At 44.7% G+C, this 26,023-nt stretch carries 23 protein-coding genes and 1 CRISPR repeat array; of the genes, 20 read left to right on the forward strand and 3 right to left on the reverse strand.

Translation table 11 applies throughout. The features are described 5' to 3' along the window. Positions 1 to 12: 12 nt before the first annotated feature. From GCU44_RS18910 to GCU44_RS18925, 4 genes are all read left to right on the forward strand, one after another. On the forward strand, positions 13 to 1,356 hold the full coding sequence (locus GCU44_RS18910; RefSeq protein ID WP_154858640.1) for an enolase C-terminal domain-like protein: 1,344 nt from the start codon (positions 13 to 15) through the stop codon (positions 1,354 to 1,356). 239 nt (positions 1,357 to 1,595) lie between these two features. After that, a complete protein-coding gene (locus GCU44_RS18915) occupies positions 1,596 to 1,967 on the forward strand; it encodes a four helix bundle protein (RefSeq protein WP_154858642.1) in 372 nt (123 codons plus the stop codon). Positions 1,968 to 2,455: 488 nt separating this feature from the next. After that, entirely contained in the window at positions 2,456 to 3,148 is a 693-nt protein-coding gene (locus tag GCU44_RS18920; protein WP_154858644.1) for a plasmid pRiA4b ORF-3 family protein, read from the forward strand. Positions 3,149 to 3,424: 276 nt separating this feature from the next. Continuing rightward, on the forward strand, positions 3,425 to 3,718 hold the full coding sequence (locus GCU44_RS18925; protein ID WP_154858646.1) for a hypothetical protein: 294 nt from the start codon (positions 3,425 to 3,427) through the stop codon (positions 3,716 to 3,718). A gap of 37 nt (positions 3,719 to 3,755) precedes the next feature. Here GCU44_RS18925 and GCU44_RS18930 read toward each other — a convergent pair whose 3' ends face one another. Continuing rightward, positions 3,756 to 3,923 (reverse strand): hypothetical protein, encoded by a 168-nt coding sequence (locus GCU44_RS18930; protein ID WP_154858648.1) that lies wholly within the window; start codon positions 3,921 to 3,923, stop codon positions 3,756 to 3,758. A 23-nt stretch (positions 3,924 to 3,946) separates the two neighbouring features. Next, positions 3,947 to 4,222 carry a hypothetical protein gene (locus tag GCU44_RS18935; RefSeq protein ID WP_154858650.1) on the reverse strand — a complete coding sequence of 92 codons (276 nt, stop codon included), beginning with the start codon at positions 4,220 to 4,222 and terminating at the stop codon, positions 3,947 to 3,949. A gap of 238 nt (positions 4,223 to 4,460) precedes the next feature. Between GCU44_RS18935 and cas6 the strand changes: the two genes are divergently transcribed. From cas6 to cas2, 15 genes are all read left to right on the forward strand, one after another. Beyond that, on the forward strand, positions 4,461 to 5,117 hold the full coding sequence (gene cas6, locus GCU44_RS18940) for a CRISPR-associated endoribonuclease Cas6 (protein ID WP_154858652.1): 657 nt from the start codon (positions 4,461 to 4,463) through the stop codon (positions 5,115 to 5,117). 7 nt (positions 5,118 to 5,124) lie between these two features. Continuing rightward, positions 5,125 to 5,709: a hypothetical protein gene (locus tag GCU44_RS18945; RefSeq protein ID WP_154858654.1), complete on the forward strand. Its 585-nt coding sequence runs from the start codon at positions 5,125 to 5,127 to the stop codon at positions 5,707 to 5,709. Continuing rightward, complete coding sequence (cas3, locus tag GCU44_RS18950; protein ID WP_154858656.1) at positions 5,709 to 7,856, forward strand: CRISPR-associated helicase Cas3'; 2,148 nt, start codon at positions 5,709 to 5,711, stop codon at positions 7,854 to 7,856. The genes GCU44_RS18945 and cas3 overlap by 1 nt, the downstream gene beginning before the upstream one ends. Continuing rightward, positions 7,853 to 9,169 carry a hypothetical protein gene (locus GCU44_RS18955; protein ID WP_154858658.1) on the forward strand — a complete coding sequence of 439 codons (1,317 nt, stop codon included), beginning with the start codon at positions 7,853 to 7,855 and terminating at the stop codon, positions 9,167 to 9,169. Before cas3 ends, GCU44_RS18955 begins: the two co-directional genes overlap by 4 nt. An 18-nt stretch (positions 9,170 to 9,187) precedes the next feature. Beyond that, positions 9,188 to 9,550 (forward strand): hypothetical protein, encoded by a 363-nt coding sequence (locus tag GCU44_RS23305; RefSeq protein WP_241685026.1) that lies wholly within the window; start codon positions 9,188 to 9,190, stop codon positions 9,548 to 9,550. A gap of 18 nt (positions 9,551 to 9,568) precedes the next feature. Beyond that, positions 9,569 to 10,255, forward strand: coding sequence for a hypothetical protein (locus tag GCU44_RS23310; RefSeq protein WP_241685027.1), 687 nt, complete (start codon positions 9,569 to 9,571; stop codon positions 10,253 to 10,255). 85 nt (positions 10,256 to 10,340) lie between these two features. Continuing rightward, positions 10,341 to 11,750 (forward strand): hypothetical protein, encoded by a 1,410-nt coding sequence (locus GCU44_RS18965; RefSeq protein WP_154858660.1) that lies wholly within the window; start codon positions 10,341 to 10,343, stop codon positions 11,748 to 11,750. Positions 11,751 to 12,152: 402 nt separating this feature from the next. After that, on the forward strand, positions 12,153 to 12,530 hold the full coding sequence (locus tag GCU44_RS18970) for a PIN domain-containing protein (RefSeq protein WP_154858662.1): 378 nt from the start codon (positions 12,153 to 12,155) through the stop codon (positions 12,528 to 12,530). A gap of 11 nt (positions 12,531 to 12,541) precedes the next feature. Further along, positions 12,542 to 13,048: a CRISPR-associated protein Cas4 gene (locus GCU44_RS18975; RefSeq protein ID WP_154858664.1), complete on the forward strand. Its 507-nt coding sequence runs from the start codon at positions 12,542 to 12,544 to the stop codon at positions 13,046 to 13,048. A 134-nt stretch (positions 13,049 to 13,182) separates the two neighbouring features. Continuing rightward, on the forward strand, positions 13,183 to 13,389 hold the full coding sequence (locus GCU44_RS23510) for an IS1096 element passenger TnpR family protein (protein ID WP_161993978.1): 207 nt from the start codon (positions 13,183 to 13,185) through the stop codon (positions 13,387 to 13,389). Positions 13,390 to 13,471: 82 nt separating this feature from the next. Next, on the forward strand, positions 13,472 to 14,593 hold the full coding sequence (locus tag GCU44_RS18985) for an AAA family ATPase (protein ID WP_154858666.1): 1,122 nt from the start codon (positions 13,472 to 13,474) through the stop codon (positions 14,591 to 14,593). Between the two features lie 22 nt (positions 14,594 to 14,615). Then, on the forward strand, positions 14,616 to 15,125 hold the full coding sequence (gene cas4 / locus GCU44_RS18990) for a CRISPR-associated protein Cas4 (RefSeq protein ID WP_154858668.1): 510 nt from the start codon (positions 14,616 to 14,618) through the stop codon (positions 15,123 to 15,125). Positions 15,126 to 15,249: 124 nt separating this feature from the next. Beyond that, complete coding sequence (locus tag GCU44_RS18995) at positions 15,250 to 15,810, forward strand: plasmid pRiA4b ORF-3 family protein (protein ID WP_154858670.1); 561 nt, start codon at positions 15,250 to 15,252, stop codon at positions 15,808 to 15,810. 36 nt (positions 15,811 to 15,846) lie between these two features. Then, positions 15,847 to 16,851, forward strand: coding sequence for a type I-B CRISPR-associated endonuclease Cas1b (gene cas1b, locus GCU44_RS19000; protein WP_154858672.1), 1,005 nt, complete (start codon positions 15,847 to 15,849; stop codon positions 16,849 to 16,851). Between the two features lie 149 nt (positions 16,852 to 17,000). Then, on the forward strand, positions 17,001 to 17,264 hold the full coding sequence (gene cas2 / locus GCU44_RS19005; protein WP_154858674.1) for a CRISPR-associated endonuclease Cas2: 264 nt from the start codon (positions 17,001 to 17,003) through the stop codon (positions 17,262 to 17,264). Between the two features lie 213 nt (positions 17,265 to 17,477). Then, a CRISPR array of direct repeats spans positions 17,478 to 22,926; the repeat unit is 30 nt; unit sequence CCCTTAATCGCACCATACAGGAATTGAAAT. A gap of 386 nt (positions 22,927 to 23,312) precedes the next feature. On the opposite strand, the gene GCU44_RS19010 is transcribed toward cas2, so the two are convergent. After that, positions 23,313 to 24,815, reverse strand: coding sequence for a glycoside hydrolase family 32 protein (locus GCU44_RS19010; protein WP_154858676.1), 1,503 nt, complete (start codon positions 24,813 to 24,815; stop codon positions 23,313 to 23,315). A 289-nt stretch (positions 24,816 to 25,104) separates the two neighbouring features. Here GCU44_RS19010 and GCU44_RS19015 point away from each other — a divergent pair, with 289 nt between their 5' ends. Then, positions 25,105 to 25,905 (forward strand): tRNA pseudouridine synthase A, encoded by an 801-nt coding sequence (locus GCU44_RS19015; RefSeq protein WP_154858678.1) that lies wholly within the window; start codon positions 25,105 to 25,107, stop codon positions 25,903 to 25,905. Positions 25,906 to 26,023: the final 118 nt, after the last annotated feature.

Here is a 26,023-nt window from a genome sequence, read left to right on the forward strand (position 1 = left end):
CCCAATCAGATCATGAGACCAAAAAACACAACACGAAGAAACCTACTTAAAGGACTGGGACTGGGGGCTGCTGCCGGACTATTAGGCGTGCATCCCCTTGCACATGCACGAAACGAAAACGCAACACCCACCTCGCTCAACGGGCTTCCCCCATTAAAAATCACGAACGTGAGGGCGATCGGAACGGCTCCCAGCGGATCAAATCTCATCGTGGTCAAAGTAGAGACCTCCGAACCAGGCCTGTATGGATTGGGCTGCGCCACCTTCACCCAACGAGCCTTTGCTGTAATCACGGCCATCGAAAAATACTTACAGGACTTCTGTGTGGGAAAAGACGTGGACACCATCGAAGACATGTGGCAATCCGCCTTTGTGAGTTCCTACTGGCGCAACGGGCCCGTCCTGAACAACGCCATCAGCGGGCTGGACCAGGCACTTTGGGACATCAAGGGCAAGCGGGCCAATATGCCCGTGTACCAGCTATTGGGTGGAAAATGCCGCTTTGCGGTTCCTTGCTACACCCATGCCAGCGGCAACACCCCGGAGGCCGCAGCGGATCAGGTATCCGGATACATGGAAGAAGGCTACCGGTACGTGCGCATACAGCAGGGAGGCTACGGCGGAACCGCCCTTACCGGAGAGCCGGACTTCAAAAAACAAGGCTACGGGAGGGAATCGGATCAATACATGGACCAGGGGAAATACATTCGGGATGTGCCAAAGCTTTTTGAGACCGTGCGCCGGCAATGTGGAGAAGAGGTGGAATTGCTGCACGATATTCACGAGCGACTGGAACCCATGGATGCCATACGGGTGGTCAAAAGTACGGAGCCCTACCATCCGTTTTTTATCGAGGACCCCTTTTCTCCGGAGCAGATGGAATGGTTTCAGGCCCTTCGGGAAGCCACCACGGTTCCGTTGGCCATGGGCGAACTCTTTAACAATATCAACGAATTTAAGGAGCCGATTACCAACCGGATGTTTGATTACATCCGCATCCACATCTCCCAAATCGGAGGCATCAGTCCGGCCATGAAAGTAGCGCGGCTGGGAGAATTTTACGGAATAAAAACCGCCTGGCATGGCCCGGGAGATGTATCACCCGTAGGGCACGCCGCCAATGCGCACATTGACCTGGCGGTGTGGAATTTTGGCATTCAGGAAGCGGCGCGTATTTCCGAGTTGTCCCGGGAAATCTTCCCTGGTTCTCCGATCATGAAAGACGGCTACATGTGGGTAAACGAAGCTCCGGGCCTGGGTGTGGACATCAACGAGGACCTGGCCAAAAAATACCCCATGCATACCCGCTCCAACTGGACCGTACGGAAATTTGACGGGACGATTATCCGGCCTTAGATTGAAAGAGAGATTGGCCTTCGACGGGCTCAGGCGTCAGGTTGAAGGGAAATTGATGGGAGATTGGCCTTCGACGGGCTCAGGCGTCAGGTTGAAGGGAGATTGATAGAGATTGAAAGGGAGATTGAGGGGAGATTGGCCATTTTTCAATCTTATTCAATCTCTTTTCTTCAATCTTTGTCAATCTATTTTCTTCAATCTATTCAATCATTCTTTCTTCAGTCTTAAATCCAATTAGGATGGAAAACAGCAATTGGGTCAACTACAAAATCGATGTCAGGGAGCGGCTTAAACGATTTGCACTTGGGGTATTGGCCTTGTCCGAAAAATTTCCAAAAACAACCCGGGCAAATGTGATCAATTACCAAGTGACAAAATCCGGAACTTCCATGTATGCCAATTACAGGGCCGCAATGAGAGCCCGGTCCAAGGCGGAGTTTTTCAGCAAGTTAAGTATTGTCATTGAGGAGACCGATGAAACCGAAATGTGGCTTGACCTGGTGATAGCAGCTGGCATTTTAATCACCGAAGAGGTGAAAGATCTTCACAAAGAAAGCCTTGAATTGCTAAAAATTCTCTCGCATATGCGTAAGAGGGTTTCCTCGAGGTGACAGGAATAATATGTTTTGGGAGATTGAGTGGTGATTGGGCTTAGTCGTCAGATTGAGGAGAGATTGATAGGAGATTGGGCTTCGTCAGGAGATTGATAGAGATTGAAAGGGAGATTGGCCTTCGACGGGCTCAGGCGTCAGGTTGAAGGGAGATTGAAAGGGAGATTGATGGGAGATTGATGGGAGATTGGCCATTTTTCAATCTTATTCAATCTCTTTTCTTCAATCTTAATCAATCTATTTTCTTCAATCTATTCAATCATTCTTTCTTCAATCTTAAATCCAATTAGGATGGAAAACAGCAATTGGGTCAACTACAAAATCGATATCAGGGAGCGGCTTAAGCGATTTGCACTTGAGGTATTGGCCTTGTCCGAAAAATTTCCAAAAACAACCCACCCATATGACACACCTTTTCAATTTTTTTTCGACATTTCGAATTGCCGGCTCACTTGCGGAGGGCTTCGGTTCAGTAACGGTATAAATCTATGTCTTCCTCAAACATTCAATTAAACCCCGTCAAACTGGGTGTTCAGCTTGAAAACATGCCTCATGGGGTGTACAGAAAACTATTGGTCCCCGACTATATCAATATGATGCAACTGCACGCTGTTCTCCAAATTGCAATGGGCTGGACGTTCAGTCACTTGTTCCAATTTATGGATACCCGGCAGCGACCGAAACTGATTGCCAGCTTTGGCGCATTTGAATCGTACGAGGAACCACTACCCTATGAATACGAAGCTCACAGGCTTCTACTGAAACGAGACTACATGGAACGGATTGGCAGGAAAAACCTGTGGTACTGGTACGATTTCGGGGACGACTGGTGGCATAAGATCAGCTTCTTAAAGCCGACAAAGCAGGATCTAATTGAATTCAAGGGGATTCCCATTTGCATGGACGCCTATGGAAAGTGTCCTCCAGAAGATGTAGGCGGTGCCTGGGGGTACCAGGATTTTTGTGATGCAATCGATAACAAAAAACATCCGGAATACCGCTCCTATCGAGAGTGGCTGGGACTGGATATGAAAATGCCCTATGAACTGGAAAAGGTGTCCATCACTCCAATAAACGAAACGCTAAGGGCCTATTTTCATTCGAGGGAGTGGAGCCGGGACACCCAGCAGTCCTTTCAGGAAGGCTGGGTAGAATTCTTCGAGAGCAGAGAAGTAAGTTGATTTCTTCCGGCGCAGTTGGTTCATTTCCAGAACACAATGCATCGTCTCCATGATCACCCATGCCTCAAGAAAACATTACAACAAAAATTCGGAAAAAATACCCCGATCCCGGTATTTTATTTCTTTTCCATTTTCCCGATATTGATTTCGATTGAGGACGACCATTTTCCCCAACTACCTATTTCTTATTTCGTTCTTTTAATGGTTTCACTGCTGTGAATCACGGGCCGAAGGTGTGGGCCTTCCGGTAGCAACGGGCATTCCTATAAACGAGACATGCGGTTATTAATTACACTTCAAAAAGAGGCGGGATCGCTTCTCCCAATCAATTACCAATACGAACTTTCCTCCCTGATCTACAAAACCATCGACCGGGCAGACAGCCACTTTAGCGACTTTTTACACCAGCAAGGCTATCTGGCTTTTGGCCGTTCCTTTCGCCTATTTACGTTTTCGAGAATTTCTTTTGATCGATACCGTGTGGCCAGGGAATCGGGTAGGATAAATCACCATGGACAAATGCCGGATTCGGGCATTTGGGGAGTCAGGGATTTGGTTGTGTGGGGGTAAGAGAAAGATAGAAAATGAAAGAAGGAAAAATGAAAAGTTATTTGTTGTTTTCCAACTGTAGTCGAATGGCTTCCTTCATTAACCGCTCACCTTCTTTCTTTGAAACAGGTCTCGCCACGGCTTTTAGTGATTTCCATACCCGCTCCCTTTCTTCATTGGTACTGGCCTGTGCAAAGGGGTTAAGGTTTTTTGCTTTTTTGTCCATACCTCAAATATACTGTAATTCTATTACCCGGCACAATAGAAATGTTCTATTTCCTCTTCATCAGCGACTTTCACCTGAAGAATTTTGCGTTTTAGATTTTCACTAGTTGAAGCAATCAGTAAGATCCTTTTTTTGGAACTATATCCGCAAGCAATGGTATAAAAATCTTTCATAGGATAGTCTTCCAGCGTGGAAAGCCTGTGCCTGGGATTGTCCAATACAGAAAGAATTTCAGATTGAGTTATCCTGTCCGGATAGTCACCATTCCTTTCACTTAACCCTGAAAAATCTATATCCATATTTGCCTGGCTTTTACATAAATAAAGGACCGGAGGAATTGTTTTTCCTCCGGGAAATCCAAGATGGTGCGATTAAGCTCTTTCTAAAGAGTAAAGCGTAATTTTTCAATACCTTGAATGAATTTCAATCAAAGACTAGTAAAATTAAAAAACTAAAGTGTTATCTAAAAAAATAATTATATTTAATTCCTGTGTAGAAAAAAGCAAATTTCCGCTTTTTTAAATAAATTCCAGTGAAATGAGATTAATCTTAAAGACATCACCCGCCAAGACCCTGGTCCCTTTCAACTACCAAAAATTTTTGGTGGGCAGGTTTCACAAGTGGCTGGGAAATAATAAAGAGCATGATGAACTATCCCTTTATTCCTTATCCTGGCTACAGGGTGGCGAGATGGTAAAAGAAGGGCTGAAGTTTTCCCTCGGAGCCGAATGGAGCATCAGTGCTTTTGACGTATCGCTGCTCAAAACCTTAGTCAGCAATATCCAGGAGGATCCGGAAATCAACTTTGGGATGCATGTAACGGACCTGGTTATTGTGAAGGAACCTCCGTTTGATACCAGGCAGAAATTTTTTCTGAACAGCCCCGTGTTCATAAAGCGGAATCAAGGCAACAGGGTTCACTATTACCTGTTCAAGGATCCAGAAAGTTCGGGGCTATTGACCCAAACCCTCCAAACAAAGCTGGAAAAAGCCGGATTGAGCTCCGAAGGAGTAAGGGTATCTTTTGACCACAATTATCACCATCCCAAAACAAAAATAATTGATTACAATGGCATTGGCTGTAAAGCCAGTATGTGCCCAGTCATTGTCGAAGGAACTCCGGAGCAGGTTGCTTTCGCATGGAACGTGGGAATAGGTAACTCCACCGGTATTGGATTTGGCGCATTAAAATAATGAAAAAATGACATACTATGTTGTAAAATATTCCGGCCCATTTGGTTTTATTAAGCCCTGGACGGCTGTTAGAGACAGTGAGACGTTTAGCCAGCAGTTTTTGACCCCTTCCATAATAGAGGGCATTGAAAAAAAGCTATTCCCTGAGCTTTTATCCATTTCAGGCATACAGAAAATAGCAGGTCACAGACTGTCATACGATCAAGTGTCAGGGCAACAGGAGGTGATTCAAACCAGAGGATGGAATGCAACCAGAAAAGGCAAAGAGTTCCTCTTCGAACGACCCAAGGCGATATTGATACGGGGCATTTTGCAAAATCCGATCCTCCATTTGGCTTTTACATCCAAAGGCGATGCGGCAAACGCAAAAAAACAACATGTATGTCTTTGCAGGAATGAAGATATGTTGTATCCCGATAATTTAATTGAGGCCAGTAAAAAGTCATTTCAACAGGATGAAGAGAGGTTCCCAGGCTTCGAATTAGTCTTCGAAAAAACTGAAAAATCATTTCTGGTAGGCTATCACCGAATAACAAATGAGCCTATGTATGGATGGATAAAAGTCGTTGGCAAACCGGTTTCATCCTTCTAATGGAAAAACTACTCGCAAAGTCCGCTCCTGAATTCACTCCGCTAAGAGACCATCTTTTGCATGTCTCCTTTGCGGCACAGTCCTTTGCCAACTATTTGCGAATGGAAGAATCCGTGGCATTCAATGGTGCAATTCTTCACGATATAGGGAAAGCACATCCTGAATTTCAAAAAAGGGTAAAAGACAAAGGGAGGTACACCAAAGTTTTTAGGCATGAAATATGTTCATTATTCTTCCTATCTATATTCCCTGAAGAAGAATACCCAGCTTTATTGGATATGGTCATTGCTCACCACAAATCAGCCAAAAATGATTCTGGCGACAAGGGGTTGTTGGATTTGGAAAACGGATATGACTATATCGACTACCATCTGGGCAATTGGGATCAATGGTCACCAAATGCCTTTAAACTACTAACTGATCTCGGAATTCCCTGTAGCCCGTTTGGTGAAGAAGTAGCGAGACAAAATCTTTCCTACGCAATATCCTATTGTAAGAAACAAACGAAAATTAGGGGATATGCGGAGTGGAGAGGGTTGCTCATGGGGGCGGATCACTTTGCATCAGCTCTAATCAATAGGACCGAGGAAAACCTTAAAAAAGCTTTTCGTGTACCCAATCTTACTTTTTTTAACCGTACACATCCCCTTTACCCTCTTTCACAGAAAGAAACCGATTCTCCAAAGAAACATACCCTTGTTGTGGCCAGTACGGGTGCGGGGAAAACGGACTATCTTTTCAAGAGGACAAAAGGCCGTGTGTTTTATACGCTCCCGTTTCAAGCGTCTATCAATGCCATGTTTAAGCGGGTGTCCAAGGATTTGCAAGCGGACAACCCGGATCTTGACATAAGGGTTTTGCATGCCGCCTCTATGGTGGTCCGGCAGAATCGCAGGGAAGAGGAGAGCGTTTTGCAGCCACTGTTCGGTTCGGCGATTAAAATAATGACACCGCATCAATTGGCTGCAATTGCTTTCGGAATGAAAGGTTACGAAGCCATGTTGCTTGACTTAAAAGGGTGTGATATCATCTTGGACGAAATCCATACCTATACAGGCGTTTCTCAGGCAATAGTACTAAAACTAGTTCAGATTCTCAGGCAATTGGGCTGTTCCATTCACATAGGAACGGCTACTATGCCAACAAAGCTATATCAGAAAATAGTCGAAGAATTGGGCGATGATATCTTAGAGGAAAAACTAACTCCTGAGGAGCTGGATAAATTTGACCGGCACACTCTATACAAAATCAATTCGTTTGAAGAAAGTTTGCCCTTTATCCATCAGGCGATTGAAGAGGAAAAGAAAGTATTGGTAGTCTATAATCGGGTTGCCAGAGCGCAAAAAGCCTATCTCTATTTAAAAGAATTGTATCCGGATACTCCGATTCTTTTGCTCCATAGCCGCTTTAAAAGAGCTGATAGAAATTTTAAAGAAAAACAATTACTTGGCTTGGATGAGGAAGGAAATCAGAACGGAGAATTTAACACCTCTTCCGAAGCTTGCATAGTGGTATCCACGCAGATCGTAGAAGTAAGCCTGGATATCAGTTTTGACCTAATGGTGACAGAGACTGCCCCAATAGATGCATTGATTCAGCGTTTTGGGCGGATTAATCGAAGAAGAACCGAGGACACCATAGGGAAAACCAAGCCAGTCTTTGTAATTGCTCCTTGGGAAAATAAAAACGACTCCCTGCCCTATGATGTGGAAGTACTCCAAAGGTCCTATGATGTTTTGGAGGACAACCAAGTTTTAAAAGAGCGGGATTTGCAGGGGAAAATTGACTATGTGTTTCCCGCAATTGATTTTATGAATATAGAAGAACATGCTGTATTTAAATCAGATGGTAAAATTTCCATTGACAAGCTTACACATCGGAGCAAATCGATTTTGTTTGAATTGCTAGATATTGACGGAGTATCCTGTATTTGTGAAGCAGATTTGGAAGCATATGAAAATGCGAGTTTCGAAAGAAGGTTGGAAATGGAAATACCGGTAAGGTATTTTGCAGTGAAGGGAATGAACCAAGCACAAAATGGCAACAAGCCCTTTATCATCCCAGATAAAGCGTATGATTTTGAAATTGGCTTGGATGTAAAGCAAATAAGGGAAAGCAACTTTGACGTAAATAACCAAATATTATGATCACAGCAGTAATAGGTAGGACTTTTCTCAATGCATATAATGAAAAAAATGGCCAAGAGCTGTCCCCTAGAGCATTTTTTGAAAAGGAGTATTGGGAATTGTTTTACAACCATCCAAAATACATGCAATGGGTAACCAATTCGCCTTTTGTACAAATGAAAAGCGGACAAAAGCCTCATTTACTTTCAATCGACCAACGAATAGAAAAGCTCGAAAACCTTTTCGAAAAAGCCAAAAATGAAATCCCTGATGCGAGTTTTGCTTTGGGGTATCCGGCTTCCGAGTCTAAGGAGTATGCGAGCACTTCCGGATTAGTCAGTAATGTGGTTATACCGGCGGATGAAGATGAAGTTTACCTATCCTGGATTGGAAGCGGCTTGGGGATTACCGTTGCTGGTGGCTTTTCCATTCTTTTTGATAACCCCAGTATTACTCTTCAAACCTTCAAGGGTTGGAAAATTTATCGAAAGTATTTGAACGATCCTACTTTGGAAAAACTTCGGGGAAATCAAATCAACACGTGGAACGGGCGGTGGTTGACCTATTCGCTAAATCCTGAGGAATACCGGGAAGATTTTGATTTTTCAGAACTGACCAACCAGAAAATATTCAAAGTGGATACAACCATGGCAGAAGTATCCACAGTAAGCTGGAGCCAGTTGTTTTTTAGTCTTTCAACACAATTTCCCAAAGCTGAGATGATGGGATATGTTTATGGTTTTGGCCAGACAAATAAAACCATTGGCTTTATTCCTTTTCAACTAAAGTCTGGAGAAAATATCAAAGAGGTTTATCAAAAACTCTTTGGAAACTTTAAAACTAACAAAAAAGAGTTTGAAAGCCTGTTCGGGATGCATATCAAACGGGCCTGTGAATTGGGAAGTATAGGATTACAAGCACTTCGCCCTGAAAGCATGAAAAAATACATGACAGATGGCAAAAATCTATCCTTCAAAAAAGAAGAAGACACAATTAATTATCAAGCATACAAAACCTGGTTAGTCGCTATGTTAACACGAAACAAAGAAGAAATTACAGACTATACCCCTAAAATGGCTGAGGTCATATTGCGGTATAGAAATACCGGAAAAGGAATGTCAAGGGTCACACTGGTAGAAAAGGAGCTGTTCACATCCAAATCCAAACGGGGATTTATCGAGTCTTTGACCCTAATGATTCCGGATTTGGATGGGGAAGATTTGGAGTCCCTCAAAACACTAAAAGATGAAATACACCTGATGACGAACGAAGAGTTTGGCTACTTCCTAACGCTTCTTAAGTTCGATTACGCATATCAACAAAAGAAATCATAATCCAAAAATAGTTAAAACATGAATACCATTTACATAAGAACTTTAAAGAGAGCCGAACACACTGTTTTCAATGTAGCCAGTGGCCAAAAGTATTATTATGACGTTCAGTTCAACAAAAGAATCCCTTTTTCTAGCGGGCAGCAGGTAAAGCGGTCCTTGATTGACGCGCTTTGCGAAGCAATTGACCAAACCCCATCCCCCACTACTTTTTTGTTTGAAGTGGATAAGCAAAAAAAGCTCAAAGAAGGTGAGGTTTATGGAACTTGTGATCCAACCTACGCTGACCAGTTATTTGGCGGTTGGATGAAAGCCTCAAAAGGTGGGGGAGAAAGAACCCTTAAAAGAAGAAGCCCGCTATCCATTTCTGCCATGCGTGCATAACATCCATTATTGGCCGGTATGGATTCAAGTGGTGGAGAAGCAGGATCCTTCGACAGAAGTGAGCGGCCCAACAATGCCGTAATTATTCGCGACGAAAAAGGAAATATACTTACTGAAGAAGAAATCGATGTTGTATTGAAAACTGAGGGTAATACTGATAGAAGTTTGGGAAGGAAATGGTTGAATCCTGCAGAGCGGGCAACAGGACTGTTTGTCTTTGACATTGCCATAGATTTACGGAGGCTCTTTTCTGTCAGTACCAATCAGCTTGAGCCGGAAATGGCTGATTCTACGATCGGAAAACTGAAGGAAGAGGGTTGGATTGAGTCGAAAAATGTATTCGGTCCCTGCCTGGTAGCACCAATGGCATTGCGGGCGAAATGGATTCCCGGCCTTGCCAAAGCCATCCTCAACTGGCGCATCACTTCAAACCAATCACGAACATTCAGTTTGATGGATACCTTGGCTGTTTCCATCAGTGATAATGCCAACCTGATTGCTGGTAGCATCAGAGCCAAACTATCCGAGGAAGATTCCAAAAAGGCAGATCCCATTATAGACGAAGGATTGACGGGAGTAGACACGTTTATTTCGCTTCAAGCAGGGGGCTTTATTCATACCAAAGGGGAAACAGCAGATGCCCTCGAACGCGCAGAGAAAGCTTTAATCGAGAAAATGATGGCCTTTGATTACGAAAACCAATAGTCCTGGGGATTTAAATTAATTCCTTCCCAAGCTCAAAAGCGGCTAGTGGAAGCTTATGCAAGTAACATAAATAGGGTAAATTCCCATGTTCGACCAATTCTACCAACAATCCAGTGAGCAGCTAAAGCTGGCTTTCCTTGAGGAAGTGTTCCGAAAATACCCGGAGCTCAAAGAGGAATTCCTGGGTTTTTACTTGAAACCCTCGGGTAAAACCTTGAAAATGACCGTCCGCGACCCGGATGATTTTATTATGGCCAGTGCTGATCTCATCAGGGCGGACCTTGAATCTATCAATATCAATGAGCCTGATTGGCAGGAGTATACCCCCCCTCATAACGGGTATATCCCAGAGTATGAGGCCATGGAACACATGGCCGAAGGCGAGATCAGCAGGATCATTGGCATTCATGTAGCGGAGGTAGAAAGGTACTGTACCGAAAAACAGGTCGATCTGGCCTTCTTATACATGTTCAGCCTCCACCAGGCCTGCACAAAAGCCGAGCTCGACGATGAATACGAAACTTTGCCCGATCCGGTGAGCTCCATGCTCAATCAACTCGATCAGCACCTGCAGGATTGTGTCCCCCTGTTCAGTGTCCTACATGCTGCCGACGATCAACTGTTCACCATTGCTTCCGTGCTAATTGATCAACATCAGAAATCCCCTTCGGATGATCATGAACTACTGCCCTTTTTCGAATCGTATCTTTATTTCCTCATTCACTCAGGGGCAGAGGCCAACATCCTACTTGACGTGCTAGAGCAAAAAGAGGCTATCGATGCCCTCCCCTGGCTGGTTTCTGAATTGCACCGAAAAGCTGGTGGCCTGAAAGCCTGGGAAAAAACCGCCCTGATTTTCTTTAAAAAAAACAGACAGGTAGCAAGCGCACTCTTGGACCATTACAAAACGGCTAACAAACAGGAGTTTGTACGCATTGCAAAAACGCTCTGGTCGGAAGGGCTTTTTCAGGAAGAATTTGCCAGCCGGTATTTCGACGTATTAGAGCCTTCTGACGATCCCAACTTGTACAAGCAGGTGACGATACGCTTGAACGAAAGAAAATTTTCGGAAAATTACTACCGGGTACTTCAGGAACTGATGGGAATGGAAGAACGGATGCGGTATATTGAAAAATTCCATTGGGATCGGCCGGCCTATGTTCTGGCACTTTGTATGGACGGGAAATACACCCAGGCAATAAATTATGCCCGGCAGCATGCTGACCGGTGGAATATTGTGGCAATAATGACTCCTTGCATTCAAAGCGACCCAAAGGCTGCTTTGAGCCTGTTGGATCAGAAAATACAGGAACTACTCATCGATGAACGCGGGAGGAATTTTTATGAAAGGATTGCCCAATTACTGAAAATAGCTGCGAGTACCCCCGGTATTCAGCAGGAGGCCGCGGACCTGGCAACAAAGATTTATTCCATTTACTCCAGATTAACCGCGCTTAGGGCTGAACTGAGGTCTGCGGGTTTGATCAACATGTAGGAAATCTTCGGCCCGCACAACGCTCCATTACCTTTGTAATAGGGCAGAAACCTGATTTAAGGTAAAAAAGTCGTAACAGATTAATTTGACAGCGACTTGAAAATAGAATAATCTATCGTATAGTATTTTCGTATGTTTCAATACTATATTGATGACGGATAAATAATTAAAATTCCAACGAATTGATTGCTATGAAAGTGACTGCAATATTACCTGATGATATGATAGCGGATGTGAAAGCATTTACCGGAGGTAAAAACATCAACGGCAGCCTGATATAAGCACTGAATGACTGGCTGTACTTGAAAAGGATCGAAAAATTAAATGCTACCTTGTCCAAAGGCCCGGTCACTTTTCAGGAGGGGTTTTCTGCAGAGAAGGTGAGAAATCGTAGCAACGGACATGATCGTTCCTGATACCAGTATCTGGATAGAATTCCTGAAGCAAAATGATCCGGTGACTGCCCGTTTTTTGACGTTACTGAAAGCCGGGAAGATAGCCGTTATTGAACCCATCTTTGCAGAGCTCCTCTACGGGGTCAGAAAACCAAAAGACAAAGAACTGGTACTTTCCTATTGGCAGATTTTGCCAAAACTGGATTTTGAGCGTGGTTCCATGTTACGGGCTTCCCATTTTGCCAACGACAATAATTTTCACAATCTAGGGATGGGCCTGATGGACGCTTCAATCATGCAACCAGTAATTAATAACGGTTATCAGTTGTGGACCTTGGACAAGAAGGTACTGAGTATCCTGGATGCCGCTCATAGGTTTGATTAGTAAGACTCCCCTTGACGATCACCGGCACCCATATCGCCTACCTTCACACCTGCCACCGCAAACTTTGGCTCTTTGCCCATGCCATCCGAATGGAACACACTTCCCAATTGGTAGCCGAGGGCAAACTAATCGGTGAGACCAGCTATCCCGATAGGTCCAAAAAATACACCGAATTGGAACTCGATGGCATCAAAATCGACTTTTACGATGCCAAAAACAAAGTCATCCATGAGGTCAAAAAAACCGATAAGGTAGAACGGGCGCATATCGCCCAGGTAAAGTATTACCTGTATATGCTGTCCAAAAATGGAATCGAAGGGGCCAGTGCCTTACTTGAATACCCCAAAATGCGGCAAACTCAAATTGTGGAATGGGAAGAAGGAGATGAAGCTTTGGTAAGTACCTATATTCAGAAGGCTACCGCCATTATCAATCAGCCCCACTGTCCCGCGTTGGTTAGACTCCCCATTTGCGAAAAATGTAGCTACTATGATTTTTGCTATTCGGGAGAGGAGTGATGGTTGTTAACGGGGTGATCACAAATGGAATAAACTGCTAGTAACGGGATGTTTGCCAACAACCAATTTTCAATTAAGAACAATAGGGATGAAGAAATAAAAAACCAATAAAAAAATCATCAAAAAACCTATTGTTGTTTAAACTAAAAAAACATGTCAAAGAAATTTCCAAACCTCTTGTATGGCGCAGACTCCTGTTTCCAAATCATTATACATTCAGTCGCTTTCATGTAGTAATCCCAGCTGCATTTGGATGGGAGGATTATCGCTTATACCAATTTTCACCCATTCCAAACCCCAAATCAGTGTTGCGGACAAGGAATGAGAAGAGGAAGAAATGAAAAAACCCGAAAATTTCAGTTGGCTGCTACTCATTTTTTCATATCTTGCGTTACGTAGATCACGTAACGTATATCACGAAATATGAGAAAGCCTGCCAATCCATTTGTCCTTAGCGGTTACCACAGTCCCGCCTATTTCTGCAACCGGAAAAGGGAGTTGGCCTGGTTGGAGGAACAATTTAGCAACGAACGTAACGCAGTGATTTATGCCTACCGCAGGATGGGCAAAACTGCCCTTATAAAGCAGTTTTTCTATTACCTGGAAAAAGAAAAAAGGGCCAAAACGGTGTTTGTGGACTTACTGGGCACGAGCAGCATGCAAGAAGCCAACAAAAAACTGGCAAATGCCATTCTTCAGCAGTTTGAAAACCTACATACCGGACTAGGCAAAAAAATGCTGGCCATGCTCAGTTCATTGGGCGCAACCATTAGTATGGATCCCATTAGTGGTGCACCTCAGATTTCCCTTGGATTGGTTCAGGCCTCCGAGGCAGAACGCTCCATGGAAGCCATTGGCACCTTTCTTAAAGAGCTAAAACAGCCCGTCGTCGTCGCTATTGACGAATTTCAACAAATCACTTCTTATACCAGGCAAAATGCCGAAGCGATTTTCCGGTCCTGGACGCAAGAATTTCCCATGATACGTTTTATTTTCAGTGGCAGTCATCGGCATATGATGCAAACCATGTTTACCGACCATGGACGCCCTTTTTATAATAGTGCGCAGCTCTGGTCCTTGGAGTCCATAGACAAGACGGACTATGCTGTATTTATCCGGGCATTTTTCAAAAAAGTAAACCTCGAAATCAGTAAACCGCTGCTGGATGACATCTTTGCCTGGTGTCGCATGCAAACCTATTATGTACAGCTTATCTGCAACAAACTCTATGGCAGAAAGCAGGTCATTGGCGAGAAACTACTTTCGGAGGTGAAGCAGGAAATTATACAACAGGAAGCACCGCTTTTTGGCACCTACCAGCAATTGTTAACTGATTTTCAGTGGAGGACATTGAAAGCCATCGCCTTACAAGAAATCGTACCCTCCCCCACGGCTCAGGAATTCATTGCCAAATATAACCTTGGTGCTGCCAGTTCAGTAAGTACAGCCCTTCAGTTACTGGTAAAAAAAGAGTTTGTTGTTTATCAAAACGATCATTACCGCCTTCACGACACCTTATTAATGAGGTGGCTACAGCAACTTTAATACGCCTGATTTAGCGCAATAATTGAATACCACCGGCACGCATATCGCCTATCTCCACACCTGCCACCGCAAACTTTGGCTCTTTGCCCATGGCATTCGGATGGAGCACACCTCGGATATCGTGGCCGAGGGCAAACTTATTGGAGAGACAAGCTATTCCGACCGGACCAAGAAATACACCGAACTGGAATTAAACGGCATCAAAATCGACTTTTACGAAGCCAAAAACAAAGTCATTCACGAAGTCAAGAAAACCGATAAGGTAGAACGGGCGCATATCGCCCAGGTAAAGTATTACCTGTATATGCTGTCAAAAAATGGAATCGAAGGGGCCAGTGCCTTGCTTGAATACCCCAAAATGCGGCAAACCCAAATTGTGGAATGGGAAGAAGGAGATGAAGCTTTGGTAAGTACCTATATTCAGGAAGCTACCGCCATTATCAATCAGCCCTACTGCCCTCCGTTGGTTAGACTCTCCATCTGCAAAAAATGTAGCTACTATGATTTTTGCTACGCGGGAGAGGAGAGATAATCGGTGAACGGGTAATTAGGTGTGGGGTAAACAGTTAATGAAGGGATGTTTGCGAACAACCAATTTGCAAATAAGAACCATATGGAAGAAATAAGAAAACCAATAAATTAAATCAAAGAACCTTATGTTGCTCCAACTAAAAGTCCAAATCAAAGGAATCTCCAAACCTCCTGTATGGCGCAGGCTGTTGGTTCCGGATCATTTTACGTTCAGTCGCTTACATGAAGTTATCCAAGCTGCATTTGGATGGGAGGATTACCATTTATACCAATTCTCACCCAAGGGCTATGGTTCTAAACCCCAAATCGGTGTGGAAGGAGACGAATGGGAAGAGGAAGAAACGAAAAATGCCGAAAAAATAACCTTGAACAAATACCTTCGCATGGAAGGGCAGACCTTTACCTATATCTACGACTTTGGAGATGACTGGACACATACCATTCTGGTAGAAAAGTTAATCGATAAAAAAGCCTTCCGGGCTGAATTATTGGCCGGAAAAGGCACCTGCCCTCCCGAGGACTGTGGAGGCATATGGGGATATGAAAACCTCCAAGAAGCGCTTGCCGACCCTAAACATGAAATGCACGAGGAGATGCGGGAATGGCTAGGTCTTGAAACGGTTGAAAACTGGGACCCCAATTTCTTCGACCTGGAAACGTCCAAAGTCACTGTCTCCACTGTATAACGGGTCAATCCTCATCCCCACCCCTCAATCCTGATAATGAAAAAAACCTATTACCTCTTCAACCCCGGCAGGCTTAGCCGAAAGGATTTCACATTGAAATTCACGCCTGTAGACGAGTCGGGAAAGGAAGGAACGCCCAAGTACATTCCGGTGGAGGGTGTCTCGGACCTGTATTGCTTTGGCAGCCTGGATGCCAATTCGGCCTTGTATAATTTTTTGGGGAAAGCTGGCATCAGCGTGCATTTCTTTGATTATTACGAACATTATACGGGAAGCTTTCAACCCAAAGAATATTTGCTGGCCGGCAAGATGCAAATCCAACAGACCCTGCATTATTCTCAGGCGGATAGCCGATTGAAAATTGCCAGGAAATTTGTCGAAGGGGCTGCATTCAATATCAGCAAAAACCTGAAGTACTACCAAAACCGGGGCAAAGACCTGGAAAACTCGCTTAAGAAAATTACCCAGTTTAGTATGCTTATAAATGGCTCCGGTGATATTCCTTCTTTGATGGGGGTAGAGGGGAATATCCGGCAGGAATATTACCGGGCCTTTGACCTGATCTTGAAAGACCATGCCATGGAGGGCCGGAGCAAGCAGCCGCCCTTGAATGAGGTAAACGCGTTGATATCCTTTGGCAATATGATGTGCTATACGCTTTGCCTGGATCAAATTTACCATACCCAGTTAAATCCCACGATCAGTTTTCTTCACGAACCCGGGTACAGAAGGTACTCTTTGGCGCTGGACCTGGCGGAGATATTCAAGCCCATTCTGGTGGATCGAACCATCTTCCGGGTATTGAACAAACGAGAAGTCAAATCCAAGGACTTTGATTTTCATGTCAACAAGGTGATTTTGAAGGAAAGCGGCAAAAAAGCCTTTATCCGGGCATTTGAAGAACGGCTGAATGAAACCATCAAACATAGAACCTTGAAAAAACAAGTAAGCTACAAGTATCTGGTCAAACTGGAATGCTACAAGCTCAGCAAACACCTGCTGGGAATGGAAACGTATCAGCCATTTAAGGTTTGGTGGTAGGCTGGTATGGGTGGTAAACGAGGGGTAAAAAATTCCGTCCTGAAAAACACAGGCTAAAGGAAGAAATGGGCAGGGAAACCATCTCCTTCCAAAAAAAACAAAAAAAGAAATGGCACCCCCACCACTTCATCAACTATCACGTATCAACTATGTACATCATCCTCGTATACGATATCGGTGAAAAGCGCGTTGGCAAGATGCTCAAACTTTGCCGGCGGTACCTGAATTGGATCCAGAATTCGGTTTTTGAAGGCGAGATAACCGAAGTAAAGCTAAAGCAGCTGGTGCATAGTGCCCGGCTGATTATGGAGGAAGAAACGGACAGTTTGATTCTATTCAAGAGCAGGGAACAGAATTGGCTGGAAAAGGAAATCATCGGGCAGGACAAAAACGACTTGGATACATTTATTTAAGGGGTTTGGTTGTCGATGAACGCGTTTTTGACACGATGTAGCCTCCCTCGCTGGATCATCTGCTTTACATGACCTTTTTTACGCCTATTCCTTGGGTTGTCGAAGGTCGGGCAAAATCGGGTTATTGCCGATCGACGACGCAAGAAGCCAAAAACCCGTGCCTGAACCCTTATTTTTAGAGGAATTTGGCCTATTTTTGCATTTCGCCCAACGGCCTTAATCGCACCATACAGGAATTGAAATAAAAAGCCGCAGAGGAAAAAAAGAAGTTGGCGGAAGCCTTAATCGCACCATACAGGAATTGAAATTTTCCGGTTTGGTTCTCACCATTCAGGAGGCTGTGGCCTTAATCGCACCATACAGGAATTGAAATTAGAGAATTGCTTTGATCTCTTTGAGGTCGCTTTTACCTTAATCGCACCATACAGGAATTGAAATGGATCTCCACCTCTACCTGGTCAAATAGCCGGAAATACCTTAATCGCACCATACAGGAATTGAAATCCGCAGATACAAAACTAGCTATATTTATAGGTGTTTCCTTAATCGCACCATACAGGAATTGAAATTTTTAACTAGCAGATAACCACAACTAAATTTAAACAGCCTTAATCGCACCATACAGGAATTGAAATATACAGCAGGCCCCCGGACAAATGCCTGTAACGCCCCCTTAATCGCACCATACAGGAATTGAAATAAGATCAAAAACCCGTTTACGCTACGGAGGCGTTTCCCCTTAATCGCACCATACAGGAATTGAAATACAGTTTTCAAATGTATTGTAATTACCTCTTTCAATCCCTTAATCGCACCATACAGGAATTGAAATAGCAGTAAGCAAGGACACAGACGATACAAGAACGGGCCCTTAATCGCACCATACAGGAATTGAAATATCAGTTTAAATCCGGGGCTATATCCGAAAAGGAATCCCTTAATCGCACCATACAGGAATTGAAATAAAAATACATACGAAGGGTTGGCTGTTGCGGTTAGCCCTTAATCGCACCATACAGGAATTGAAATAGCACCGTATCCTGGACAATGGACGTTTCCGGGGATGCCCTTAATCGCACCATACAGGAATTGAAATAATCCTGGGTCCATACTACAGCTATTTTTTACGATGCCCTTAATCGCACCATACAGGAATTGAAATCTGGCACAGCCTACCTATCAGGATGGGCAGCTATACCCTTAATCGCACCATACAGGAATTGAAATTGTAATTAGCATGGATAGGGTTTTTCAATCTGTGCGGCCCTTAATCGCACCATACAGGAATTGAAATACGAAGGAACGACAGGTACTATAATATTAGCTATTAACCCTTAATCGCACCATACAGGAATTGAAATAGCAGGTGAGCGACCTGCAGCAGGTACAGTACGCGCCCCTTAATCGCACCATACAGGAATTGAAATACGACGATACCCGGCAGCTCCAGGCGGTACTCAGCCCCCTTAATCGCACCATACAGGAATTGAAATCGGGTACCGGAGCCGCATCTGGAACCTGGTAGACAATCCCTTAATCGCACCATACAGGAATTGAAATAAGTTGGCGTAGATGAAATGAATGGTTTTTATAGTTCCCTTAATCGCACCATACAGGAATTGAAATACATTAGTATCTTCGAAATCAATAAAATGTTTTGCGCCCTTAATCGCACCATACAGGAATTGAAATCGGATAGAAAATCTTTGTCCCAGCTGCATTTTGGATTCCCTTAATCGCACCATACAGGAATTGAAATATTTTGGATTGACCCGGAAACCGGAAACCTTTGCATGCCCTTAATCGCACCATACAGGAATTGAAATTGCCTCACTGGGAGGACAACACGATTGCGGTTTGGAACCCTTAATCGCACCATACAGGAATTGAAATGCCCCTAACGGATTAATCGATCTTTGGGCCCAGGTGCCCTTAATCGCACCATACAGGAATTGAAATATTAGTACCGGGATCAATAAACCCGGAGAATATAGGCCCTTAATCGCACCATACAGGAATTGAAATACGATTGCTAAATGAGAACCTTTTACTTGTGATGGACCCTTAATCGCACCATACAGGAATTGAAATTCCGGAAATTGATGAATTCAGGAATGAAATGTGGGACCCTTAATCGCACCATACAGGAATTGAAATACCGTTTGCAACGATTGCACACCTAAAAACTGTGTGGCCCTTAATCGCACCATACAGGAATTGAAATGTTCCTGAAACGGTTGCAGGAAAGGTTAGGTAGTTTTCCCTTAATCGCACCATACAGGAATTGAAATATATTTAACTTCTTCATTTTGGGTTTTGTTGTACGGCCCTTAATCGCACCATACAGGAATTGAAATATGTAAGAGTGAAAGTGCTTTTGATTGGCAATGGAAGTCCCTTAATCGCACCATACAGGAATTGAAATATTAAAGCGAGACCTTAAAAAATGGGAATCCATTAACCCTTAATCGCACCATACAGGAATTGAAATTAGATAGCGTTTTTGATTTCTTTGAGTTCTGCTTTACCCTTAATCGCACCATACAGGAATTGAAATTAAGAACAATTTGACACATAGTTCCTACGGACAATTCCCTTAATCGCACCATACAGGAATTGAAATTTATTTCGCAGATCATTGACAGGGCCAGCGATGCACCCCTTAATCGCACCATACAGGAATTGAAATAAAAGTGTTATCCGTGCCGCCTCGCAAAATGTAGGGCCCTTAATCGCACCATACAGGAATTGAAATAAGTACCTGCAAAGTTGCTTTCTATGTCGTAATCTGCCCTTAATCGCACCATACAGGAATTGAAATATGATTCAAAGAAGTTTTCCCCCGAATCTAACCCTTGCCCTTAATCGCACCATACAGGAATTGAAATAGTGATGCACGTGAAATACTTCAATCCTGTTTCAGGCCCTTAATCGCACCATACAGGAATTGAAATATAGCTTTTCGTTTCAAACCCTTTTGTGTAGTCAAACCCTTAATCGCACCATACAGGAATTGAAATATCGAAAATCAAACGAAACCCGAACAACCCCAGGGTGCCCTTAATCGCACCATACAGGAATTGAAATCGGATTTTGAAGACGAAGCGGGGGGAGAATCCGAGGCCCTTAATCGCACCATACAGGAATTGAAATTAAGGGGGTAAACATTTGAACCTCAATAGGTTGCAACCCTTAATCGCACCATACAGGAATTGAAATATCAAACCGGGATAGCGGCTATCGAGGTATCGATTACCCTTAATCGCACCATACAGGAATTGAAATTTTTTTTTATTTAGTTTTTAGTTTCACATTTTATTTCCCTTAATCGCACCATACAGGAATTGAAATATATTTACCCATTTGACATTTGCCGGGGTAACGAGACCCTTAATCGCACCATACAGGAATTGAAATACGTATTTTGTAGAGCAAATTTTAAATAGCATGGGTCCCTTAATCGCACCATACAGGAATTGAAATTGCGCTGGATTGGTCCGGCAAACTAGATATTTCCGACCCTTAATCGCACCATACAGGAATTGAAATATCCTACGATGGTCGCATTGCTGGGATGGGTGGAACCCCTTAATCGCACCATACAGGAATTGAAATACCGAAGCCTTGTGGTACTTTGCCGGGGCGCCGTTGCCCTTAATCGCACCATACAGGAATTGAAATATGATTCAAAGAAGTTTTCCCCCGAATCTAACCCTTGCCCTTAATCGCACCATACAGGAATTGAAATACGCGAAAGTTGAGGATTTCGCTCCGCGCGTTGCGGTCCCTTAATCGCACCATACAGGAATTGAAATAAGACTCCGCAGCGTTTCAGATACAAGCCGAAAACGCCCTTAATCGCACCATACAGGAATTGAAATATTCGCTTTGTCAGGTGGATAATATCCGTGATTTCGCCCTTAATCGCACCATACAGGAATTGAAATGCATCTACAAGGATGAAAAGGACCAGTACGATCTGGCCCTTAATCGCACCATACAGGAATTGAAATAAAGAAATACGCCGACATTGCACAGGGGACGCTATTCCCTTAATCGCACCATACAGGAATTGAAATAACCAAAGGACCTTACCATTTTCACCGTCCGATATCCCCTTAATCGCACCATACAGGAATTGAAATTCACTTCCCTGCTGTATCTTGAGTGCTTCCTCGTACCCTTAATCGCACCATACAGGAATTGAAATTACCTCAAAGTTTTCGCCTTCGTAATCCTTTTCACCCTTAATCGCACCATACAGGAATTGAAATAGCAGGATATAAGGCAGGTGTTCCGGTTGATACGGGCCCTTAATCGCACCATACAGGAATTGAAATTAATTGAAGACGACAAACACGCCTGGAATACATTCACCCTTAATCGCACCATACAGGAATTGAAATTTAACTGAATATCGTAGTACATATCCCGGCTAACTTCCCTTAATCGCACCATACAGGAATTGAAATATTTCGAGATAGGACTGGAAAGCGTTGGTTTTAATCCCCTTAATCGCACCATACAGGAATTGAAATATTCTTTTTTTGCCGGTGCCTGAAAAAGGGGCTTAACCCTTAATCGCACCATACAGGAATTGAAATTGGGTAGCGTGTCAGGGATGTCTGCGACCGATCCCGTCCCTTAATCGCACCATACAGGAATTGAAATTCACTTCCCTGCTGTATCTTGAGTGCTTCCTCGTACCCTTAATCGCACCATACAGGAATTGAAATCGGGATACCTGCAGCAGGGATACAGCCGGTCGCGGGCCCTTAATCGCACCATACAGGAATTGAAATTCTCTTTAAGACGTTCCTTTCCTTGATTCTCTACTTCCCTTAATCGCACCATACAGGAATTGAAATAGAATCGGGCAAAATAAGCAGGATCGCATGGTATGTTCCCTTAATCGCACCATACAGGAATTGAAATTGATCCAGGTGATGCAGTGGCGCATCATGACCTTTTTCCTTAATCGCACCATACAGGAATTGAAATATTCTTGGATTTCATTTTTGTCTAAGATTAATTTTGTCCTTAATCGCACCATACAGGAATTGAAATCAGCATGATCGGGTTGTTCCGGTACTCGGTCAGGTCTCCTTAATCGCACCATACAGGAATTGAAATACCATGAAAGTAAACATCAAAAATGCCGCTCCGATTTCCTTAATCGCACCATACAGGAATTGAAATAAGCTAAAGGATTTTCAAAAATACATACTTCCAAAGGCCCTTAATCGCACCATACAGGAATTGAAATAAAATTACACAAGGTGGAGGCGGAGGTGGTGCCGGTGCCCTTAATCGCACCATACAGGAATTGAAATAAATTGCGCTTTCACCGTATCGGATGCAGCCTGTTTCCCTTAATCGCACCATACAGGAATTGAAATTGGTATAAAATAGCCGGTTTTTTCGTGTTTTTAATTCCCTTAATCGCACCATACAGGAATTGAAATCCCAGGGCGTCAGCACCACCAGGCGGATTCGGAACCCCTTAATCGCACCATACAGGAATTGAAATTGGCATCCCTGTTTTCTTTTCGGTATTGCTCACGTACCCTTAATCGCACCATACAGGAATTGAAATACGACTGCAGGGGTGGGCTCAGGCTCGGGGGAGGAACCCTTAATCGCACCATACAGGAATTAGGACCGAGCGTTAAAAAAAGCCCCGGTGAGGCTTTTTAGCGAGGGGCCAGACCGTAGCGCCGGACTGTGAAATGAAATTGTCTCTCCTGCCGCACCCTACAAAAAACTAGGACCGGGTCCCAAAAACAAACCGATGCGGCGCTCTAGCGAGGTATCTGACCGAAGGACCGATCCATATACCCTTTTTTTCCAACCTTTCCCTGCGGAAAGGGTATCCGAAAGCAGCCAAACCCTCCCTTTCGCTATACCGAAAAGAATTCCGCAGGCGAGGCAAGCCTCTGCCTTCAAAGCCAATTCCTCCAATCACTCCATCCCAGCACAAAAAACGAAATCCCATAAAAATCCGCTTATCCGGCATTTTTTGGGACCCGTGTACCGAATACCAGCAACTTACCAGATGCTAGCCAGTTCGTGTACCTGGTGACTGCTTTTAAATCCGGTCAACCGTATCCGGGAATAGGGCTGTTCCGGGAAAACAATTTCCGACAGAACCAATGCGCCCTGATTCACAAAAATCTCCACCGAAGAACGGTCCAGAAATACCCGCAATTCGTTTACTTCCATTCCATGAAGCGGAGCCGTATGCAGGGCAGTAAAGGCCTCGCTGAAACCAGTAATTCCAGATTGGCTGCGATCGAAGGTGAGTTGATCGCCCTTTTTTGCCAGAATGATCCGTTCCCCGGTATCGTTGCTCAGCTCCAGGCTGAAGTCTCCCGCTTCGGGAAACAGCAGCAACTCCGACAGCTCGGCGTCAATTGCCCAGGAATCCCCTTCCTTTGTGCTACTGGATTTTCGGAGTTTTTCCAATTCGGCCACTGGACTGGAGCGTACCCGATAGGTTTCCCCCTGCCGGACCAGCGCTAGCTCCCGGGGAAGGGTATTCGCCGAACGCCAGTTTTCGGTCGGTACCACATTGGCATAGGTCCAATTGCTCATCCACCCGATGAATAACCTCCTTCCGTCCGATTTGGGTACGTTTGACCAGGTTACGCCGGCGTAGTTATCTGCCCCGTAGTCCAGCCATTTCACCTGATCGCTTTCGCTGGTGAAGGTGGATCCGTCAAAATCGCCGACGAAATACTGGGTGGCAGAGCCGCCATTCGGCCCGCCTGGATTGATGCTGACGAAGAGAATCCATTTTTCCTCCCCCTCCGGGGTAGTCAAGGGGAAGAGGTCCGGACATTCCCAGACGCCTCCATAGGCAGCCCATTCGGGTTGAAAATCGCTTTCGTAGGTCCATTCCAGCAAGTTGTCGGAAGAATAGAAACGGATACGGTCCTTTACCGCCAACGACATGATCCACCGCTCCCCTATCCAGGCAACCTTCGGGTCTCTGAAATCCCGTATTCCCGGGTTTTCCAAAACCGGATTGCCCGCATATTTGGTCCAGTTCCGTCCTCCATCGGTGCTATAGGCTATTCCCTGAGTTTGGTAATCTTCCCTCCCTGCTTCGGCCCCTACGGGATCGTGATAGGTATAAATGGCGACAAGTGGCGGGTTATCTGCGGTGCCAAGGCCGCTGCTATTCGTTTCGTCAAGGACAGCTGACCCGGAAAATATCCAACCCAGGCTATCCGGGGCAATGGCAATGGGCAAGTGCTCCCAATGCACCAGGTCTTCGGATACCGCATGTCCCCAATGCATGGCCCCCCAGACGTTGCTGTCGGGATAGTGCTGGTAAAACAGGTGGTATTCTCCCGCGTGATAAACCATCCCGTTGGGGTCATTCATCCATTGGGACGGGGGGCTAAAGTGGTACTGGGGTCGAAACAGTTCATCAAACCGGCCGTCCGGCTCGGCGCTCTTTTCCGAAGGGGCCGGAGAACAGCCCACGGATAGCGCCAGTACGGATACGAACAGTAGGTAGAGGATGGTGTTTATTTTTCTATGCATTGTCGATGATTTTTTTTTGCTTTTTTTTGCAAATAGCAAATAAAATGCGGTTTTTCCGGTGCTACGTTCTAGCTAAGGTCAACTTTCCTTCGGGATCTACCTCCGTAAAAGGCAAGAAAATGTACTACGCCGACCAAAATCTAAAACTGAGGCAAGTTACTAAAGTTAATGCGCAAATCTGTAAACACAAGGAGGATAACGAAAATTGAAACCAATACAACGCCCCAAGCCAGCAACCAACGCCTTGTCATTACTTGCACGCGTTGTCTCCATGCCCTAGCTTTGTACCATGCAAAGCCGGCCCTATACCTACCTCTTCCGCATCCAATACCTGGGCCTTCGCTACCATGGCTGGCAGATTCAGAAAGGAGTGAAAACCATTCAGGGTACACTCCAACGTACCTTTCGCTACCTGCTCGGGCACGAGGACTTTACCTTGCTGGGAGCCAGCCGCACAGATAGCGGGGTGTCTTGCCTCAATGGGGCCTTTGAGCTGTTTCTGCGGCAGCCATCCGATCCCTCCACCCTGCTGCAGGAGGCGAACGAAAACCTCCCGCCGGATATTCGCCTGCTCAGCTGTCGGGAAGTCCCTGCTTCCTTTAACATCATTCAGGACGTCTGCTGCAAACAATACGGGTATTATTTCTTTTTCGGTGAGAAGCCCCACCCGTTTCAGACCGGCACGGTGGCATATGCGGGAAAAACCCTGGATCTATCGCTGATGGCGCAGGGAGCTGCTCTTTTTGAAGGCAGGCACGATTTCCGCAGGTTTTGTAGCCCGGGGAAAAATACCGATGACTTTCAACGGGAAATTACGTACGCGGCCATCCTTTCGGCGAAGCATTCCCTGGTTCCACTGACACCGGAAAATACCTTTGTTTTTCGGGTTCGTAGCAAGGGGTTTTTAATGCATCAGGTCCGGCGAATGGCTGCTGCCCTTTTCCTACTTGGTACCCGAGAAATGAGCCTGGAAATACTGGAATCTGCACTACTCGGAAGAGAAGCAAGTCTGTTGGGACCAAAGGCTCCTGCCGCCGGACTGGTGCTGGAAGACCTGGAGTTTCGAAACGGAAGTCTGGATGGCGAATAATCCGAGAGCAAATGCCTAGCTCATATTCCTCAAAACAGCAATGTAGTTGCTATGAATCGGGCTTTATTGGACTTTGAACGGGCAACCCTTTTTATATTTTTCATCTCACGTTAAATAA

The organism is Cyclobacterium xiamenense, assembly GCF_009467825.1.
GTDB classification, from domain to species: domain Bacteria; phylum Bacteroidota; class Bacteroidia; order Cytophagales; family Cyclobacteriaceae; genus Cyclobacterium; species Cyclobacterium xiamenense.

Excerpts from the sequence above, each read along its gene's own strand:
- cas6 (WP_154858652.1), top strand. The coding sequence starts at position 4,461 with ATGAGATTAATCTTAAAGACATCACCCGCCAAGACCCTGGTCCCTTTC.
- cas3 (WP_154858656.1), top strand. The coding sequence starts at position 5,709 with ATGGAAAAACTACTCGCAAAGTCCGCTCCTGAATTCACTCCGCTAAGA.
- GCU44_RS18915 (WP_154858642.1), top strand. The coding sequence starts at position 1,596 with ATGGAAAACAGCAATTGGGTCAACTACAAAATCGATGTCAGGGAGCGG.
- GCU44_RS18945 (WP_154858654.1), top strand. The coding sequence starts at position 5,125 with ATGACATACTATGTTGTAAAATATTCCGGCCCATTTGGTTTTATTAAG.
- GCU44_RS18920 (WP_154858644.1), top strand. The coding sequence starts at position 2,456 with ATGTCTTCCTCAAACATTCAATTAAACCCCGTCAAACTGGGTGTTCAG.
- GCU44_RS18970 (WP_154858662.1), top strand. The coding sequence starts at position 12,153 with ATGATCGTTCCTGATACCAGTATCTGGATAGAATTCCTGAAGCAAAAT.
- GCU44_RS18930 (WP_154858648.1), bottom strand. The coding sequence starts at position 3,923 with ATGGACAAAAAAGCAAAAAACCTTAACCCCTTTGCACAGGCCAGTACC.
- GCU44_RS18955 (WP_154858658.1), top strand. The coding sequence starts at position 7,853 with ATGATCACAGCAGTAATAGGTAGGACTTTTCTCAATGCATATAATGAA.
- GCU44_RS19010 (WP_154858676.1), bottom strand. The coding sequence starts at position 24,815 with ATGCATAGAAAAATAAACACCATCCTCTACCTACTGTTCGTATCCGTA.
- GCU44_RS18965 (WP_154858660.1), top strand. The coding sequence starts at position 10,341 with ATGTTCGACCAATTCTACCAACAATCCAGTGAGCAGCTAAAGCTGGCT.
- GCU44_RS23310 (WP_241685027.1), top strand. The coding sequence starts at position 9,569 with ATGGATTCAAGTGGTGGAGAAGCAGGATCCTTCGACAGAAGTGAGCGG.
- GCU44_RS18925 (WP_154858646.1), top strand. The coding sequence starts at position 3,425 with ATGCGGTTATTAATTACACTTCAAAAAGAGGCGGGATCGCTTCTCCCA.
- GCU44_RS18910 (WP_154858640.1), top strand. The coding sequence starts at position 13 with ATGAGACCAAAAAACACAACACGAAGAAACCTACTTAAAGGACTGGGA.
- GCU44_RS19015 (WP_154858678.1), top strand. The coding sequence starts at position 25,105 with ATGCAAAGCCGGCCCTATACCTACCTCTTCCGCATCCAATACCTGGGC.
- GCU44_RS23305 (WP_241685026.1), top strand. The coding sequence starts at position 9,188 with ATGAATACCATTTACATAAGAACTTTAAAGAGAGCCGAACACACTGTT.
- GCU44_RS18985 (WP_154858666.1), top strand. The coding sequence starts at position 13,472 with ATGAGAAAGCCTGCCAATCCATTTGTCCTTAGCGGTTACCACAGTCCC.
- cas1b (WP_154858672.1), top strand. The coding sequence starts at position 15,847 with ATGAAAAAAACCTATTACCTCTTCAACCCCGGCAGGCTTAGCCGAAAG.
- GCU44_RS18935 (WP_154858650.1), bottom strand. The coding sequence starts at position 4,222 with ATGGATATAGATTTTTCAGGGTTAAGTGAAAGGAATGGTGACTATCCG.
- GCU44_RS18995 (WP_154858670.1), top strand. The coding sequence starts at position 15,250 with ATGTTGCTCCAACTAAAAGTCCAAATCAAAGGAATCTCCAAACCTCCT.
- cas2 (WP_154858674.1), top strand. The coding sequence starts at position 17,001 with ATGTACATCATCCTCGTATACGATATCGGTGAAAAGCGCGTTGGCAAG.